The organism is Azonexus sp. MM2026_4, from assembly GCF_055901855.1.
The window spans coordinates 2,268,219-2,285,746 of the sequence record NZ_CM148380.1; the positions used below are offsets into that span (position 1 = coordinate 2,268,219).

The following is a 17,528-nucleotide window of genomic DNA, read 5'->3' on the forward strand; positions in this document are numbered from 1 at the left end:
GGTCGATATCTTCTACACCCTCACCTGGGGTCTTCCACCGTCGCGGCGGGTGCGGCGGGAAGCGGCGCCCTGACCGGCAGGTCGTGGCGGCGCTGGGCGACCAGGATGAGCAAGGCAGAGGCGATGACGACGATCAGCACGCTGCCGCCGACCCATTCCGGCACCGGCACCACCATGCGCGCGGTGAGGTAGAGCAGCACCGTGATCAGCCCGCGCGGCGCCAGCCACAGGAGCGACGGCGCCAGCGGCCCGCCGAAGCTGCGCAGCAGCGCGGCGCGCGACAGGTAGATGACGAACAATGCGACCAGGGCGCCGAACCAGGCCAGCGGCATCGCCAGCGTCTTCAAGTCGGTCCAGTAGCCGAGCAGGATGAAGAAGAAACCGCGCACGGCGAAGGTCAGCTCGAAGGCGATCGCCTTGAATTCGTTGAGCGTCGTGTCGTAGTGATCGCTCATCCAGTCTTCGAACAACGGGACGCGGGTGATCAGCAAGGGATTGTTGATGGTCAGCCCGAACAGCAGGACCATGATCAGCGGCGACAGGTAGAGCAGCTTGCCCGCCGCGTAGAGGCCGAGCAGGCCGGCGAGCAGCGGCAGGAAACGGATCGGCCCGCGGCTGTGCATCAGGATCAGGGCGAGGCCGATGGCGCAGATCACCGACAGCACCAGCGACACCAGGCCGCCGCCGAGCAGCCCCTGGACGACGCCGAGGAAGGAGCCGTCGGAATGGACGAGGGCGAAGAAGACGATGACGCCGATGATGTCGGACAGCGCGCTTTCGTACACCACGAACTCGCGGCCGTGCGGCGGCAGGAACTGGCTGTTGGGAATGGCGACGGCGCTGGAGATCAGCGCGAAGGGCACGGCGATCACCGCCGCCTTGAAATAGCCGAAGGCGAAATAGAGTTCGATCAGCGGCGTCAGGACGGCAAAGCAGACGAGGAAGCCGAGCAGCGCCATCCACATCGCCGCCCGCGCCGAGTACAGGCGCTCGCGCGACAGCGAGATGTCGAGCGAGCCTTCGAGGACGATCAGCACCAGGCCGATGGTGCCGATGATCGGCACCACCACGTCGAGGCCGTCCAGCGTCCAGCCGGCGACATGGAGCAGCGGCTTGGTCAGCATGCCGGCGGCGATCAGCAGGATCACCGGCGGAATCCGGTAGCGCCGCCCGGCGCGTTCGATGGCGAAGGCGACGAGAAGGATCGCCGAGGCAAACAGGATCGAAACGTGGGCGTTCATGCCGCCTCAGGCGGAGCCGGTTTGTTACGGCGGCGGCCGAGCCAGGCGATGGCGTCGTCCACATAGGTGAAGACGACCGGGATCACCAGCAGGCTGAGGAAGGTCGAGGTGATCAGGCCGCCGATGACGACGATCGCCATCGGCGCCCGGAAGCTCGGATCGGCGCCGATGCCGAGCGCGATCGGCAGCATGCCGGCGCCCATCGCGATGGTCGTCATGACGATCGGCCGCGCCCGCTTGCGGCAGGCGTCGAGCAGCGCGTGCCAGCGGTCCAGCCCGTGGTCGCGGCGGGCGAGGATGACGTAGTCGATGAGCAGGATCGAGTTCTTGGTGGCGATCCCCATCAGCATGATGAGGCCGATCATCGACGGCATCGACAACGCCTTCTGGGCGATGAACAGCGCCAGGAAGGCACCCGGCACCGACAGCACCAGCGCCGCCAGGATGGTCACCGGCTGCACGAAATCCTTGAACAGCAGGACCAGCACGATGTAGATGCAGAGCACGCCGGTGGCCATCGCCAGGCCGAAGCTGGCGAACAGCTCGCCCATCGCCTCGGCGTCGCCGATCGTCGACTGGATGATGCCGGGCGGCAGTTGCTGCAGGCTGGGCAAGGCGAGCGCCGCTTTCTCGACGTCGCCGAGCGCCCGACCGTTCAGTTCGACCTCGAAGTTGATGTTGCGCAGGCGGTCGTAGCGGTCGATCTCGGCTGGCCCGCCGGCTATATCCACGCTGGCGATATTGGCCAGCAGCACCGGACCATGGCGGCCGGGGACGGTGAGCTGGCGCAGCAGGTCGAGGTCGGCGCGGGCGGCGGGCGGCAGCTTGACGACGATCGGTACCTGGCGCTGCTGCAGGTTGAGCTTGGCCAGCCCCTGGTCGTAGTCGCCGGCGGTAGCGATGCGCAGGGTGTCGGCGATCGCCGCCGAGGTCACGCCGAGGTCGGCCATGCGCGCGAAGTCGGGGCGGATCACCAGTTCCGGGCGGGTCAGGCTGGCCGTCGTGGTGACGCTGCCGATGCCGGGTATGCCGCGCAGTTCGCGCTCGACCTGGCGGGCGTGGCCGGCCAGCAGCTCGCCGTCCTCGCCGGCCAGGACGATGACGTACTTCTCGTTGGCCGAGGCGAGGCCGACCTTGATCCGCGCCCCCGGCACCGCCGCCAGCGCGTCGCGCAGTTCGCCCTCGATCTGCTGCTTGCTGGTTCCCGAGCGCTCGCCGCGCGGCGTCATGTTCACGGTCAGCGTCGCCTTGCGCACTTCGGCGGCGCCGCCCGGCATGAACGGGTCCTTGCCGGCGGCACCGCCGCCGAGCGCGGTATAAACCAGGCGGACCTGCGGGTGGGCGGCGACGATCTGCCGCGCCTGTTCCGCCGCCGCCAGCGTTTCGGCGAAACGGGCGCCGGGCGGCAGCTCGACATGGACCTGGGTCTGCGACAGGTCGTCCGGCGGCAGGAAGCCGGTCGGCAGCAGCGGCACCAGCGCGAAGGAGCCGAAGAAGAAGGCGCCGGCGGCGACCAGCGTCAGCACGCGGTGACGCAGGCACCAGCCGGCCCAGCCCGCGTAGATGCGCAGCCAGCGCGGCTCGGCATGGGCCGTAGTGGGACGCAGCAGGTAGGCGGCCATCATCGGCGTCAGCATGCGGGCGACGACCAGCGAGAAGAAGACGGCGATCGCTGCCGTCCACCCGAACTCGATGAAGAACTTGCCGGCGACGCCGCTCATGAAGGCGGTCGGCAGGAACACCGCAATCAGCGTGAAGGTGGTGGCGATGACCGCCAGGCCGATCTCGTCGGCCGCTTCCATGGCCGCCTGGTAGGGCGTCTTGCCCATCGCCAGGTGACGCATGATGTTCTCGATCTCGACGATGGCGTCGTCGACCAGGATGCCGACCACCAGCGACAGCGAGAGCAGGCTGACGACGTTGATCGTGAAGCCCATCAGCGCCATCGCGGCGAAGGTCGGAATGATCGACAGCGGCAGCGCGGTGGCGGCGACGAAGGTGGCGCGGCCGTCGCGCAGGAACAGCCAGACGACGATGACGGCGAGGATGGCGCCCTCGATGAGCAGCCACATCGAACCTTCGTAGTTCTCGATCACCGGATCGACGAAGTTGAAGGCCTCGGTGATCTCGATGTCCGGGTGTTCGGCGCGCAGGCGGGCGAGGACGACGGCCACCGAGTCCGCCACCTCGACTTCGCCGGCGCCCTTGCTGCGCGAGATTTCGAAGCCGACCACCGGCTTGCCGTTGAGCAGCGCCGCGCTGCGCCGTTCGGCGATGTCGTCGCTGACGCTGGCGATCTGGTCGAGGCGCACCCGCTGCCCGTTACCGAGGACGATATCCATCGCCGCCAGTTCCGCCGCCGAATGCACGGTGCCGATGGTGCGCACCGACTGTTCGACGCCGCCGATGTCGCTGCGCCCGCCCGAGGCTTCCTGCTGGATCTGCCGCAGTTGCCGGGAGATGTCGGCGGCCGAGGCGCCGAGCGCGAGCAGGCGGGCCGGGTCGAGCTCGACGCGCAGTTCGCGGCTGACGCCGCCGACGCGCGCCACGGCGCCGACGCCGCGGGCGCTGAGGATGGCCTTGGCGACGGTGTTGTCGACGAACCAGGAGAGCGCCTCCTCGTCCATCCGCGACGAGGCGACGGTATAGGTGAGGATGGGCGCGCCGGCCACCGAGACCTTGCTCACCACCGGGTCCTTGAGATCGCCCGGGAGGTCGGAGCGGATCCGCGACAGCGCGTCGCGCACGTCGTCGACCGCCTCCTGGGTCGGCTTTTCCAGGCGGAACTCGACGGTGATCGTCGCCGTCCCGTCCTGCACCTTGGTATAGATATGCTTGACGCCCTGCAGCGTCGCCACCGAATTCTCGATCTTGCGCGCCACCTCGGTTTCCATCTGTGCCGGCGCGGCGCCGGGCAGGCTGGCGCTGACCGTCACCGTCGGCAGGTTGACGTCCATGAACTGCTGCACCTTCATGCCCTTGAAGGCGACCAACCCGGCCAGCGTCAGCAGCAGGAAGAGCAGGATCGCCGGGATCGGGTTGCGGATCGACCAGGCGGAAACGTTCATTGGCCGGCGCCCGCTGCCAGCACCTGCACCAGGTCGCCGTCGGCCAGGAAGCCGGCGCCGCTGGCGACGATGCGCGCCGACGCCGGCAGGCCATCGACGATCTCGACCCGTTCGCCCTGGCGGCGGCCGAGGCCGACCTTGGTCTGGGCAACGCGGTCGCCGCCCTGCAGCGTGAAGACGTAGGCGAAACCCTCGCGCAGCACCACCGCCGCCTGCGGCACGGTGAGCGCCGGCGCCTTGCCGAGTTCGAACTCGCCGCGCGCGAACATGCCGGCGCGAATCGCGCCGGCAGCCGGCAGATCGACGAAGACGATGCCGTTGCGGGTCGCCGGATCGACCGCCGGCGCCACCTGGCGCACCTTGCCGGCAACCGTCGCGCCGTCCGGGCCGGTAATGCGCACCGGGCCGCCGGCGACGATCCGCCCGAGGTCGGCCGACGGCACCGCCGCCCGCCACTCGACGCGGCCGCCGCGGATCAGCCGGAACAGTTCCTGGCCGGCGCTGGCCAGCGAGCCGACGGCGGCGCTGCGCGCCGCGATGACGCCGTCGTCCGGCGCCTTGATCTCGGTACGCGCCAGGCGCAGCGCCGCCGATTCGAGACGCGCCCGCGCCGCCGCCAAGCGGGCGCCGGCCGCCTGCTCGGCGGTCTGGTACTGGGTGTTCATCTGCTGGCTGTAGAAGCCCTTGGCCTGCAGTTCCTTGGCCCGCGCCGCGTTGCCGCGCGCTTCGGCCTGGGTGGCCTCCAGCTCGGCCACCGCCGCCTGCGCCTCAGCCCGCTCGCTGGCCGCCGTTGCCGCATCGAGGCGCGCCAGCACCTGGCCTTTGCGCACCGTCTGGCCGACCTCGACCGCCACTTCGACGATGCGCAGGCCGGACAGCTCGGCGCCGATCACCGCTTCCTGCCAGGCGACGACATCGCCATTGGCGCTCAGGGTACGCGGCCAATCGACCGTCTGCGGCGCCACCACGGCGACGCTCAAGGCCGGCTTGGCGGCGGCCTGCGGCGGCGCTGCCTCCTTGCCGCAGGCGGCGAGCAGCAGGACGCAAACCAGCGCGCCGGCGCGCCGGAATCCTGCAAAACGGGATGCGAACTGAGTCTGCCTGTCGATCATGCCGAACCTGCCCGGGCTGGGAAACCTGCGGATGATACCGCGTTGCCGCGACCTCTGTTTCGCCCACGCCATCACTGACCGTCAGAGCACCACCCCGCGGCATGAACCAGCCACCCTGACCGGCGTGACATCGTCATGATGCAATCTCCCCTCTCCCGGCCTCATTCCATCGCGATGCCCAAACTGCCGCCGCTCTCCCCTACACCCCGCGGGGGCAAAAACACGCCGCCGCATCGCGGCAACCAGCAAGCAGTAAAGAGCCTGCACTTGCTGCTGCCAGACACCGCAGTCGCCGGGGCAACCCTTGGCGACGTGGTACGAGGGCAATGCTGATTTGGCCATGGCTCACGCATGCGCTACGCAAGCTGCCAAGGGGGTGACAGATGCGACTGAGCAACGCGCTCGTGATTCTCGCCAGGCATCACAGCTGCGACGCCCCCATCGTGCTCAGCGAGGTCGATGAACACTGGCACTGCGGGCCCTGACGATCTGCCAGGACGACGCCCCGCCTGCGTGCCACACCGACCGCTACCTGCAGGCTTACGAGCATCGCAACGTCGATCTTGATGCCGACCGCCGTCCTGACCGGATCGTCGAGATACAAGGCGGCCTGGTCGGAATTACTCACTCGCTCAAGTACTACGCCATTTTTCTGGCCTGCGCCGACGGTCGGTATCGCCAGGTTCTGTTTTCTGCGTTCACGCCGGTGGAAACAGCTGCACAGCTTGCCGGCAACAGGCCTCGCCAGTTGCGCGTGAATCGGGTCTGCCGCGAATACGCGATCAACTATCACCCGGCAAGCGGCAGCTACGGCCTGCCAAGCAACGACGAAGGCTTGCGCGACTTCTGCGGCGCCTACGAACTGTCATTGCCGCACGCCACGCCAGACAACATGAACGCCGCCGAGCAACCTACATGCCGAGGTAGGCGGCGCGCACCTGTTCGTTGGCGATCAGCGCCTGGCCGCTGTCGGTCAGCGTCACCGCGCCGGTTTCCAGCACGTAACCGCGGTCGGCGATGGCCAGCGCGGCAAAGGCGTTCTGCTCGACGAGCAGGATGGTCATGCCCTGCGCTTTCAGCGACTTGACGACGTTGAACACTTCCTCGACCAGCAAGGGCGCCAGGCCCATCGACGGTTCGTCGAGCAGCAGCATCTTCGGCCGCCCCATCAGCGCGCGGCCGATCGCCAGCATCTGCTGCTGGCCGCCGGACAGGGTGCCGGCCGGCAGGTGGCGCTTTTCCTTGAGGATGGGGAACATCGCGAAGACCTTGTCGAGATCGCCCTCGACCTGCGCCTTCGGCTGCGTGAAGGCACCCAGGCGCAGGTTGTCCTCGATCGACAGCGGGCCGAACACCTGCCGCCCTTCCGGGCTCTGACAGATGCCGCGGCGCACGCGCTGGTCGGCGCGCAAGTTGGTGATGTCGTCGCCGTTGAAAAAGATGCGTCCGGCGCTGATCGGCTGGACCCCCGACAGGGCGCGCAGGAAAGTGGTCTTGCCGGCGCCGTTGGCGCCGACCAGGGCGACCAGCTCGCCTTGGCGCACTTCGAGGTCGATCCCCTTCAGCGCCTTGATCCGCCCGTAGCAGCTCTCCAGGCCGCTGACGCGCAGCATGGTGTCGCCGGCCACGGCATGCGCCGCCGGCTCCAGGTCGCCGCCGCTGTGCGCGCCGAGGCCGACCGATTCCGGCGCCAGGCTGGCGATGCGGTGGAAGAGCTGGCGATACTCGACGCGCGCCTGTTCGCCGAACACCGGATCGGCGTTGTCGAGGAAGGCGCGGTCGATGACCGCCCAGTCCTCGGCAAGCAGGACCTCGCGGGCGAGCGGCATGGCGTCCTTTTCCTCGGTCCGGATGTGCGACTTCAGGCTCTCGGCGAAGATGCGCAAGTTGCCGGCGAATTCGCCCGGCGCGCTGGCCGGTGCCGCCAACTGGCGACGCAGCGAACGGAGGATTTCCGGCCCGTTGCGGTGTTCGATCTGCAGGCGGTCGAGCACCGCCGCCGCTTCCGGGCTGCGCTGGCGCAGCGCCGGGAACAGGTATTCGTCCTCCTTGGCGTGGTGGCAGGCGTCCATGAAGTGTTCGATGTAGTCGAACACCGAGTGGAAGAAGGCCGGATCGACCGGCTCGCCGGCTTCCATTTCGCCGGCGACGAGGTCGAGGGTGACGGCGACGCGCCAGAGGTTCTGGTGTTCTTCGGTGATGATGCGCAATGCTTCCATGGCGTTTCCCTCAGGCATGGGTGCCGAGATAGGCGGCGATCACGTCCGGGTTGGCGCGCACTTCGGCGCCGCTGCCTTCGGCCAGTTTCTTGCCGTAGTCGAGGACGAGGATGCGGTCGGACAGGTTCATGACCATCTTCATGTCGTGCTCGACGAGGACGACGGTGACGCCGGAATCGGCGATCTTGCGCACCAGCGTATCGACCTCGATGGTCTCCTTGGGATTGAGGCCGGCGGCCGGCTCGTCGAGGAAGATCAGGCGCGGCTTCATGGCCAGCGCGCGGGCAATCTCCAGACGCTTGAGGGCGCCGTAGGACATCGCGTCGGCGCGCGCCTCGACGTACTGGCCGAGGCCGACGAAATCCATCAATTGCGCCGCCTCGGCGCGCAGCTCGCGGTCGCGCCGGCGCAGCGAGGGCAGGCGCAGCGCCGCCTTGAACGGGTTACGATCGAGCCGCAGATGGGCGCCGACCATGACGTTCTCGATGGCGCTCATATTCATGCAGATCTGCAGGTTCTGGAAGGTGCGGGCGACGCCGCGCCGCGCCAGTTCGCTCGGCGCGCGGCCGTGGATGGCCTCGCCGTCGAGACGGATTTCCCCGCTGCTCGGTTTGTAGACGCCGGTGATCAGGTTGAACAGCGTGGTCTTGCCGGCGCCGTTGGGGCCGATCACCGAGTAGACGATACCGGCGTCGATGTCGAAGCTGACGTTCTGCACCGCCTTGACGCCGCCGAAATGGATCGACAGGTTGCGTACCTGGAGCAGGCTCATCTCACTCCCCCTTGCCGAAACGCGCCGCCAGCGTCGGCACCAGGCCACGCGGCAGGAAGATCATGCACAACATCAGGATGGCGCCGAAGGCCACCGTTTCCCAGCCCTCGAAGGTGGCCAGCGCCTGCGGCAGCGCGGTGAGCAGCACGGCGCCGACGACGGAGCCGTAAACCGAGGCCATGCCGCCGATGACGACCATGGTCACCAGTTCGATCGAGTGGAAGAAGTCGGCGAAGTTGGGGCTGATGAAACCGATGTAGTGCGCCGAGATGCTGCCCATCACGCTGGCCGAGAAAGCCGACATGACGAAGATCGTCACCTTGTAGCGGACGACGTTGACGCCGACCACCTGCGACGCCACCTCGGAGCCGTGCAGCGCGCGCAGGGCGCGGCCGAAGGGCGAGTCGATCAGGTTCTGCGAAGCCCAGACGGCGATCACCAGCAGCACGGCGACCACCCAGTACCACTGGCGGTCGTTACTGATCTCGATGCCGAACAGCGCCATCGCCGGCACCGCCATGCCGTCCGGGCCGCCGGTCCATTGCGCCTCGTTGCGCAGCGCGATGTTGATGATGATGCCCAGCCCGAGCGTCGCCATCGCCAGGTAATGCCCCTTCAGCTTGAAGATCGGCCGCGCCACCAGCGCCGCCAGCAGCGCCGAGGCGACGGCGCCGGTGAGCAGGGCGAGCAGCGGATGCCAGCCGAAATGGGTCGGCAGCACCGCCGAGGCGTAGGCGCCGATGCCGAGGAAACCGGCGTGGCCGAGGCTGATCTGGCCGGCGAAGCCGATCAGCAGGTTGAGACCGATGACGATGATGGCGTTGATCGCCATCCGTACCGCGAGGTCGAGGTAGAAACTGTTGGGCAGCACGAAGGGCAGCGCGATGAGGATGGCGGCGAGCAGCCCGAGGCCGAGATGAGGGTTCTTTTGCATGCTTACACCCGATCGGTCGATTTGCCGCCGAACAGGCCGCGCGGCATGAAGAACAGGATGAGCAGGATGAGGACGAAGGGAATCGCGTCCTTGTACGCCGACGAAATGTAGCCGGCGCCCATCGCCTCCAGAATGCCGACCAGCAGGCCGCCGACCACCGCGCCCAGGCCGTTGCCCAGCCCGCCGACGACGGCAGCGACGAAGCCCTTGAGGCCGAGCATGATGCCGACGTCGTAGGAGGTCAGGGTGATCGGCGTGATCAGGATGCCACCCAACGCGCCGAGCGCGGCCGACATGGCGAAACTCATGAACAGCACCCAGCTGGTGTTGATGCCGACCAGTTCCGCCGCCGTCCGGTTGAACGAGGTGGCGAGCATCGCCTTGCCCTGCAGCGTGCGGTTGAAGAAGTACCAGAGCGCGACCACCACCAGCGCAGTGATGCCGAGCACCCACAGGCTCTGCGGCAGCAGCGTGGCGCCGAGAATCTCGATCGGCGCGTCGCCGGAGAAGGCGGGCAGGCTGAAGGTATTCTTGCCCAGCCAGACCTGGACGATGCCGCGGATGACCAGCGAGGCGCCGATGGTGATGATGATCAGCGTCACCGTCTCGGCGCCCTTGACCGGCTCGATCGCCAGCTTCTCGACCAGGACGCCGACTACCGCCGGCACCAGGATGGCGAGCAGCAGCACGACCGGCAGCGGCAGCCCCATCTGCGCGAAGAAGACGGCCAGCATGCCGCCGAGCATGATGAACTCGCCCTGCGCAAAGTTGATGACGTTGCTGGCGTTGTAGATCAGCGTGAAGCCGAGGGCGGCCAGCGCATAGGTGGCGCCGACGGTGACCCCGGAAAACAGGAATTGCAGGAACTGGGCGAGCATCAGCGTCCCCCTGCCCGCAGGCTGGTCATTATCATGTTGTCTCCTCCGATAGCCCTACATTGTCAAGGGCGATGACCCTGGTTGGCAACCGGAACCGCCCCGCTTGCCATCGAGCCCCGCCGGCGGCGTTCTGTGCGCCGCTGCGACGGGACTTCCTTCATGCCAGCGGCGAATGCGACCACGGATCGTCGTCGCCCTTGGCCGGCTGCTGCTGGGCGAAAAAACCCTCGCTGTGGATCAACTCGTCGCGGGCGCCGAGCGCCCTGGCGGCGGCAACGCAGCTATCGACGAATTCCGGACTGCCGGCGACGAAGACGGTGTGCTTCGACAGGTCGCTGAACATCTGCGGCAGCACGACGTCGATCCGGCCGTGGCGATAGCCTTCGCGCTGCTCGCGGGTCAGCGTCACCTGGTAATCGAAGTTGCGATGCTTGGTGCGCCACCAGGCCATCATGCCGGTGCCGTAGACGTCGTCGGCGCTGCGCGCCGAGAACAGCATCGTCACCGGCTTGCGGAAGCCGCGGCGCAGCGCCGCCTCGGCCAGCGCCATGACCGGCGCCAGACCGGTGCCGGCCGCCAGGCACAGCACCGGCGTATCGACCGAAGGATCGCCAATGAAGGTGCCGTAGGCGCCGGAAACCTTGACGCTCTCACCGACCGCCAGCGTGTCGTGGATCCAGTTGCTGGTCACGCCGCCGTCGGCGCGTGCCACCTGCAGCACCAGCTCGCCATCGGGGCGCGGTGCGTTGGAAATGGAATAGGCGCGCGCCGGAATGTCGGCGCGCGGGTTGCCGATGGTGACGTACTGGCCGGGCCAGTAGCGGATCGGCTGGCCGACCGGGCGCAGGCGCAGTTCGACGACGCGGGCGGCGAGCGCCTTCTTGTCGACGACGACGAACAGCGCGTCCTCGCGCGGCGGAAAGAGCTTCGGCTTGGCGTCCTCGGTCCCCCACTCGATGGTCAGCTCGTCGGAAATCGGCTTCGCCATGCACATCAGGCCGTAGCCCTGTTTGCGCTCATCCTGGGAGAGCGCCATGTCGAGGACCATGCCCTGATCGAACTGACCCCGCGTGACCTTGACCTTGCATTCGCCGCAGGCGCCGGCGCGGCAGTTGTTGGGGAGCGCGTAGCCGGCCTTTTCCAGGGCCATCAGCACGGTGTCGCCGTAGGCACAATCGACCGACTTGCCCGAGGGTTGCATGATGATGCGGGCCATGTTGTCTTCCTCTTCGTTCTTATTGGTTTCTCTGTTGCGGCAAGGCCGGCGCCCGGGAGCAGGCGCCGGCCGGCAGGGGTCAGAAGACCGGGATGATGTCTTCCATGGCGATGTCGCTGATTTCCTCGCCGGTGATGCCGACTTCCGGAATCGCCGGGAACGGGATGTTGTAGCGGTCGAGCACGCCCTTCAGGTTGATCATCGCGTTCTTCCAGTTCTGCAGCTTGGCCTCGTAGCTCGGGATGCCGAAACCGGCACCGCGGGCGACTTCCTCGGCCTCGCGCTGGTTGTCGATGAAATCGGCCGGCAGGTCCCAGAACTCCATCGGCGGCTCGAACAGCACCGCCGACAGGAACAGGTAGCCGGCACGGATCTGCTTGGTGACGATGCTCTTGGTCGCATCGTCGAGGCCCGGATAGTCGCGTTCCATGACCGCCATGCAGATCGCCATGTGGCGACCTTCGTCGCGGCCGATGTTCTTGAAGCCTTCCTTGAACACCGCTTCGCGGGAGTTCTCGTACATCTGCTTGAAGATCGTGGCGGCAGCAATCTCGCCCATCAGGAAGGACGAGAAGAGCACCGCCAGGTCGTACTTCGGCACCGCCTGCTTGTAGCCGGTCCAGTAGCGGCCGCCGTTGAAGTACAGCCAGGCGACGTTCTTCTGCAGGCGCTTGCCGAGTTCGGTCTTCGGCTGGTAGGTCAGCGGATCGGGATGGCCGAGCAGCTTGGTGATGGCCAGGCCGCACATGATCTCGTGGTTCTGCTCGTCGCGGGTGACCGAGAAGAAGCACTTGCGCACCGGATCTTCCTCATGCACTTCATAGGTCTTGATCAGCGCCTCGGCAAAGACCGGCGGCGCCGAGGCGTCGAACACCGACAGCAGGCTCCACCAGTAGGCGATCGATTCGCGCTCTTCCCAGCTGTAACTGTCGACGTCCAGCGTGTCCCAGGGCAGCTTTTCCGGGTCCCAGTTCTCGCGCAGCGCGGCTTCCCAGACTTCCTGCAGCTTCTTCGTCTTGCTGTTCCAGGACAGCGGATAGACGTTGGGCTGCGGCGTTGCCGGCGGGAATTCCATCTTGTCCGCGAATCTTTCCTTGTTGATAGCCATGGCTCCTCCTTCAGTGGATTGTCGTGATCGTTGAACAGCCGCCCGGCCTCCCGGGTAGCGTTGGAGCAATCATGATACCGATACGCAGCACGTGTCAACATTTTATGTATCGAAATGCAATGATTTTACCTCGGAACGCATTCCGCATTTCAAAACCGCAACGGATAAATCGAAATAACAAACAAGTTAGCCGATGTTTTAATTGAGTTTTATCTAACGTCAACAACCTGTTTCTCTAAACAGAACACAAGAAACACACGAATTTTTCGATACTTTCATTTGACTTTTGCCTCTTTGATTCGTATCGTAGAACCCAGACAGACGGTCCAAGCCGCCGCCACCCCACAAGACACCAAGAACAAGGAGACATCCGATGCCCCGACATCTGCTCGACAAGCACCGCGCCACCCTCGACGGCGCCCTGGAAGCCATCCGCAGCCGCGGCTACTGGTCCGCCTACAACGAGATGCCGAGCCCCAAGACTTATGGCGAAACTGCCGCCGACGACGGCAAGGCGGCGTTTGCCGCCCATCTCGGCAAGGCCTTCGTGCTCGACCAGCCGGGCGGCAACGGCTGGCACGGCGGCGAACGCTCGCCTTACGGCATTGAACTGAACGTCAGCTACCCGGTGTGCGATCCGGAAGTACTGATCGCCGCCGGCCGGAAGGCCATGGACGGCTGGCAGAAGGCCGGCGTAGACGGGCGCACCGGCGTCTGCCTGGAAATCCTCGATCGCCTGAACCAGCAGAGCTTCGAAATCGCCCACGCGGTGATGATGACCACCGGCCAGGGCTGGATGATGGCCTTCCAGGCCGGCGCCCCGCACGCCCAGGACCGCGGCCTGGAAGCCGTCGCCTATGCCTACCGCGAACAGAGCTTCGTGCCGACCGAAACGGTCTGGGACAAGCCGCAGGGCAAGAACCCGCCGCTGGTCATGAAGAAGCACTTCGAGATCGTCGGCCAGGGCGTCGGCGTCGTCGTCGGCTGCGGCACCTTCCCGACCTGGAACACCTATCCCGGTCTGTTCGCAGCGCTCGCCACCGGCAACGCGGTGATCGTCAAACCGCACAGCAACGCCATCCTGCCGGCGGCGATCACCGTGCGCACGATCCGCGCCGTGCTCGCCGAAAACGGCATCGATCCCAACCTGGTCACCCTGTGCGTCGCCAGCGAACGCAGCGCGACGCAGAAGCTGGTCACGCATCCGGCCGTGAAATCGGTCGACTTCACCGGCGGCAACGCCTTCGGCCAGTGGCTGGTCGACAACGCCCGCCAGGCCCGCGTCTATGCCGAACTGGCCGGGGTCAACAACATCGTCATCGACTCCACCGACGCCTACAAGGCGATGCTGCGCAACCTCGCGTTCACGCTCTCGCTCTATTCCGGCCAGATGTGCACCACCTCGCAGGCGATCTTCGTCCCGGCCGCCGGCATCGATACCGAAGACGGCCACAAGTCCTACGACGAAGTGTGCGCCGACCTGGCCAAGGCCGTCTCCGGCTTCCTGAGCAAACCGGAAGTCGCCCTCGCCGTGCTCGGCGCCGTGCAGTCGGCCGACACCCTGCAGCGCATCAAGGACGCCGACAGCGGCGCCCTCGGCCGCGTCGTGCTCGCCTCGAGCAAGCTGGACAACCCGGAATTCCCGGCCGCCGAAGTGCGCACCCCGGTCCTGCTCGCCTGCGACGCCGCCGACGAAGCCGCCTACATGGAAGAACGCTTCGGGCCGATCAGCTTCATCGTCAAGGTCGCCGACACCCCGGCCGCCATCGCCCTCTCCGAACGCATCGTGTCCACGCACGGCGCGCTGACCGCCGGCATCTACTCGACCCGCCCGGAAATCATCGACGCGATGACCGCCGCCACGATGCGCGCCAAGGTCGCCCTGTCGATCAACCTGACCGGCGGCGTTTTCGTGAATCAGTCGGCGGCCTATTCCGACTACCACGGCACCGGCGGCAACCCGGCAGCGAACGCGTCCTACGCCGACGCCGCCTTCGTCGCCAACCGCTTCGTTGTCGTCCAGCGCCGCTACCACATTTGAACTCATGCATAAATCTACTGCGCCCGCCCATCCCGGCCCTGCGATGCTCGCCGTACAGTTGTACGACTGCGCTTCTCGGACCGGCCTGAACGGGCTCGCTACGATTTCTGCACGAGTTCGGGAGAATTGAATGGAATTCACCACCATCCGTTTTGAAGTCAGCGACGGCGTCGCCCGCCTGACCCTGAACCGCCCCGACAAGCTGAACAGCTTCACCGGCGAGATGCACGCCGAACTGCGCGTCGCCCTCGACCGCGTCCAGGCCGACCGCAGCATCCGCGTCCTGGTGCTCAGCGGCGCCGGCCGCGCCTTCAGCGCTGGCCAGGATCTCGCTGATCCCGACATGCAGGCCATAGCCGGTCACCAGCCGGACATCGGCAACATCGTCGAGAAGAACTACAAGCCGCTGGTACTGCGCCTGCAGAACCTGCGCGTGCCGACCCTGGCCGCGGTCAACGGCATCGCCGCCGGCGCTGGCGCCTCGGTGGCGCTGGCCTGCGATCTGGTCGTCGCCACGCAGTCGGCGTCCTTCCTGCAGGCCTTTTCCAAGATCGGCCTGATTCCCGATACCGGCGGCACCTGGTTCCTGCCGCAACGGGTCGGCATGGCGCGCGCCATGGGCCTGGCCCTGCTCGCCGACAAGCTGCCGGCCGCGAAGGCCGCCGAATGGGGGCTGATCTGGGAATGCGTCGCCGACGACGCCTTCGCCGCCCGCATCGACGCGCTCGCCGCCCAGCTTGCCAGCCTGCCGACCAAGGCGCTGATGCGCACCCGCCAGGCGATGCACGCCGCCCCCGGCCACACGCTGGAGCAGCAACTGTCCTTCGAGGGCGGCTTCATGCGCGAACTCGGCTGGAGCGCCGACTACGCCGAAGGCGTCGCCGCCTTCATGGAAAAACGCGCGCCGAAGTTCACCGGGGACTGACGATGGCCGCCCTTCCTCAAAGCGCGGTCGTCGCCGTGGTCGGCGCCGGTGCCATGGGCGCCGGCATCGCCCAGGTCGCGGCGCAGACCGGCCACCCGGTGCGCCTGCTCGACAACCGGCCGGGCGCCGCAGCCGCCGCCATCGAAAACATCCGCGCCCAGTTCGCCAAGCTGGCTGACAAGGGCAAGCTCAGCGCCGCCGACGCAACCGCCGCCGGCGCCCGCCTGCAGGCAGCCGACCGCCTGGCCGACCTGGCCGGCTGCGCGCTGGTGGTCGAAGCCATCGTCGAAAACCTGGAAGCCAAGCAGAAGCTGTACGCCGACCTCGAAGCCATCGTCGGCGACGACTGCCTGTTCGGCACCAATACCTCGTCGATCTCGGTCACCGCCATCGGCAGCGCGCTCAAGCGCCCGCAGCGCCTGGCCGGGCTGCACTTCTTCAATCCGGCGCCGCTGATGGCGCTGGTCGAGATCGTCTCCGGCCTGGCCACCGACTGCGCCGTCGCCGACACGCTGTACGCCACCGCCGCTGCCTGGGGCAAAACGCCGGTGCATGCCAAATCGACCCCGGGCTTCATCGTCAACCGCGTCGCCCGCCCCTATTACGCCGAGGCGTTGCGCCTGCTGCAGGAAGGTGCTGCCGACCCGGCGACGCTCGACGCCGTGCTGCGCGAGGCCGGCGGTTTCCGCATGGGCCCGTTCGAGTTGATGGACCTGATCGGCCACGACGTCAATTTCGCCGTCACCAACTCGGTCTGGCGCGCCTTCTACCACGACCCGCGCTTCCTGCCCTCGCTGATCCAGCAGGAACTGGTCGACGCCGGCTTCTACGGCCGCAAGAGCGGACGCGGCTTCTACGATTATTCCGCCGACGCCGCCCGCCCGGCGCCGCAGACCGAAGCAGCGTGCACGCCGGCCGGCAAGATCGTCGTCTGCGGCGAGTCGCCGCTCGCCGAAGCATTGGCCGAGCGCCTGCAGCACGGCAAGCTGTCGTTCACCCGGGCGCCGTCGACCGACGGGCGCGTCGCCGAAATCGGCCGCGCCGTGCTCTTCCAGACCGACGGCCGCTCGGCCACCGAGCGTGCCGCCAGCGACGGCGTCGCCAACTGCGTGCTGGTTGACCTGGCGCTCGATTACGAAACCGCCGGCCGCCTCGCCGTCGCCGTCGCCGCCCAGTGCGAGCCGGCCGCTGCGGAAGCCGCCATCGGCCTGCTGCAAGCCGCCGGCTACGCCGTCTCGCAGCTCGCCGACGTGCCCGGCCTGGCCGTCATGCGCACCGTCGCCATGCTCGCCAACGAGGCCGCCGACGCGGTCAACCAGGGCGTCTGCGCCGCCACCGCCGCCGACGCGGCGATGCGCCTGGGCGTCAATTACCCGCGCGGCCCGCTGGCCTGGGCCGACCAGGTCGGCGTCGGCGCCATCCGCGACGTCCTCGCCAACCTCGGCGCCAGCTACGGCGAAGACCGCTACCGCGTCTCGCCGCTGATCCGCCGCGCCGTCTTTGCCGGAAAGAACCTCCATGACTGAACCCAAACTCAGCGCCGCCGAGGCGCAGGCGCTTGCCGAGGCCACCGCCGCGGCGATGTACGCCCGCGACGCCGCCGCCCAGGCGCTCGCCATCCGCATCGTCCGCGTCCAGCCGGGTGCCGCCCTGCTCACGATGACGGTCCGCCCCGACATGGTCAACGGCCACCACATCTGCCACGGCGGCATGATCTTCACGCTCGCCGACACCGCCTTCGCCTACGCCTGCAACAGCTACAACAAGAACACTGTCGCCTCGGCCTGCCACATCGACTTCCTCGCCCCCGCCCGCGAAGGCGAGACCCTCGAAGCCGAAGCCGTCGAGCGTTCGGCGGCCGGGCGCACCGGCGTCTACGACATCACCGTGCGCAACGCTGCCGGCACCACCATCGCCCTGTTCCGGGGCAAGAGCTACCGAATTGCCGGCGAGGTGATCGCCGGACTGCAACAGGCCGACCGAGCCTGACACCACCCCAAAACGGAGGAGACCA

General features: G+C 67.4%; 14 protein-coding genes. 4 read left to right on the forward strand and 10 right to left on the reverse strand.

Features of this window, described 5'->3' with window-relative positions:
• Nucleotides 1-20 precede the first annotated feature (20 nt).
• The 10 genes from AC0KWY_RS10675 to AC0KWY_RS10720 all read right to left on the reverse strand — a co-directional run bounded on the left by AC0KWY_RS10675 (nucleotide 21) and on the right by AC0KWY_RS10720 (nucleotide 12,548).
• Entirely contained in the window at nucleotides 21-1,241 is a 1,221-nt protein-coding gene (locus AC0KWY_RS10675; RefSeq protein ID WP_474029630.1) for a cation:proton antiporter domain-containing protein, read from the reverse strand.
• A complete protein-coding gene (locus tag AC0KWY_RS10680; protein ID WP_474029631.1) occupies nucleotides 1,238-4,309 on the reverse strand; it encodes an efflux RND transporter permease subunit in 3,072 nt (1,023 codons plus the stop codon). Before AC0KWY_RS10680 ends, AC0KWY_RS10675 begins: the two co-directional genes overlap by 4 nt.
• Nucleotides 4,306-5,421 carry an efflux RND transporter periplasmic adaptor subunit gene (locus AC0KWY_RS10685; protein ID WP_474029632.1) on the reverse strand — a complete coding sequence of 372 codons (1,116 nt, stop codon included), beginning with the start codon at nucleotides 5,419-5,421 and terminating at the stop codon, nucleotides 4,306-4,308. The genes AC0KWY_RS10680 and AC0KWY_RS10685 overlap by 4 nt, the downstream gene beginning before the upstream one ends.
• Nucleotides 5,422-5,842: 421 nt before the next feature.
• The gene (locus tag AC0KWY_RS10690; protein ID WP_474029633.1) at nucleotides 5,843-6,049 is read right to left on the reverse strand and encodes a hypothetical protein; all 207 of its coding nucleotides are present in this window, start codon (nucleotides 6,047-6,049) and stop codon (nucleotides 5,843-5,845) included.
• Between the two features lie 283 nt (nucleotides 6,050-6,332).
• The gene (locus AC0KWY_RS10695) at nucleotides 6,333-7,640 is read right to left on the reverse strand and encodes an ATP-binding cassette domain-containing protein (protein ID WP_474029634.1); all 1,308 of its coding nucleotides are present in this window, start codon (nucleotides 7,638-7,640) and stop codon (nucleotides 6,333-6,335) included.
• A gap of 10 nt (nucleotides 7,641-7,650) precedes the next feature.
• A complete protein-coding gene (locus AC0KWY_RS10700) occupies nucleotides 7,651-8,412 on the reverse strand; it encodes an ABC transporter ATP-binding protein (protein WP_474029635.1) in 762 nt (253 codons plus the stop codon).
• A gap of 1 nt (nucleotide 8,413) precedes the next feature.
• Nucleotides 8,414-9,346 (reverse strand): branched-chain amino acid ABC transporter permease, encoded by a 933-nt coding sequence (locus tag AC0KWY_RS10705; protein WP_474029636.1) that lies wholly within the window; start codon nucleotides 9,344-9,346, stop codon nucleotides 8,414-8,416.
• Nucleotides 9,347-9,348: 2 nt separating this feature from the next.
• A complete protein-coding gene (locus tag AC0KWY_RS10710; RefSeq protein ID WP_474029637.1) occupies nucleotides 9,349-10,224 on the reverse strand; it encodes a branched-chain amino acid ABC transporter permease in 876 nt (291 codons plus the stop codon).
• A 157-nt stretch (nucleotides 10,225-10,381) separates the two neighbouring features.
• Nucleotides 10,382-11,440: a 2Fe-2S iron-sulfur cluster-binding protein gene (locus tag AC0KWY_RS10715; RefSeq protein ID WP_474029638.1), complete on the reverse strand. Its 1,059-nt coding sequence runs from the start codon at nucleotides 11,438-11,440 to the stop codon at nucleotides 10,382-10,384.
• Between the two features lie 79 nt (nucleotides 11,441-11,519).
• Entirely contained in the window at nucleotides 11,520-12,548 is a 1,029-nt protein-coding gene (locus tag AC0KWY_RS10720; protein WP_474029639.1) for a hypothetical protein, read from the reverse strand.
• Between the two features lie 373 nt (nucleotides 12,549-12,921).
• Here AC0KWY_RS10720 and paaN point away from each other — a divergent pair, with 373 nt between their 5' ends.
• From paaN to paaI, 4 genes are all read left to right on the forward strand, one after another.
• Nucleotides 12,922-14,589, forward strand: a complete 1,668-nt coding sequence (gene paaN, locus AC0KWY_RS10725) for a phenylacetic acid degradation protein PaaN (protein ID WP_474029640.1) — start codon at nucleotides 12,922-12,924, stop codon at nucleotides 14,587-14,589.
• 130 nt (nucleotides 14,590-14,719) lie between these two features.
• Nucleotides 14,720-15,514 carry a 2-(1,2-epoxy-1,2-dihydrophenyl)acetyl-CoA isomerase PaaG gene (paaG, locus tag AC0KWY_RS10730; protein WP_474029641.1) on the forward strand — a complete coding sequence of 265 codons (795 nt, stop codon included), beginning with the start codon at nucleotides 14,720-14,722 and terminating at the stop codon, nucleotides 15,512-15,514.
• A gap of 2 nt (nucleotides 15,515-15,516) precedes the next feature.
• Complete coding sequence (gene paaH, locus AC0KWY_RS10735; RefSeq protein WP_474029642.1) at nucleotides 15,517-17,040, forward strand: 3-hydroxyacyl-CoA dehydrogenase PaaH; 1,524 nt, start codon at nucleotides 15,517-15,519, stop codon at nucleotides 17,038-17,040.
• Nucleotides 17,033-17,503, forward strand: a complete 471-nt coding sequence (paaI, locus tag AC0KWY_RS10740; RefSeq protein WP_474029643.1) for a hydroxyphenylacetyl-CoA thioesterase PaaI — start codon at nucleotides 17,033-17,035, stop codon at nucleotides 17,501-17,503. Before paaH ends, paaI begins: the two co-directional genes overlap by 8 nt.
• Nucleotides 17,504-17,528: the final 25 nt, after the last annotated feature.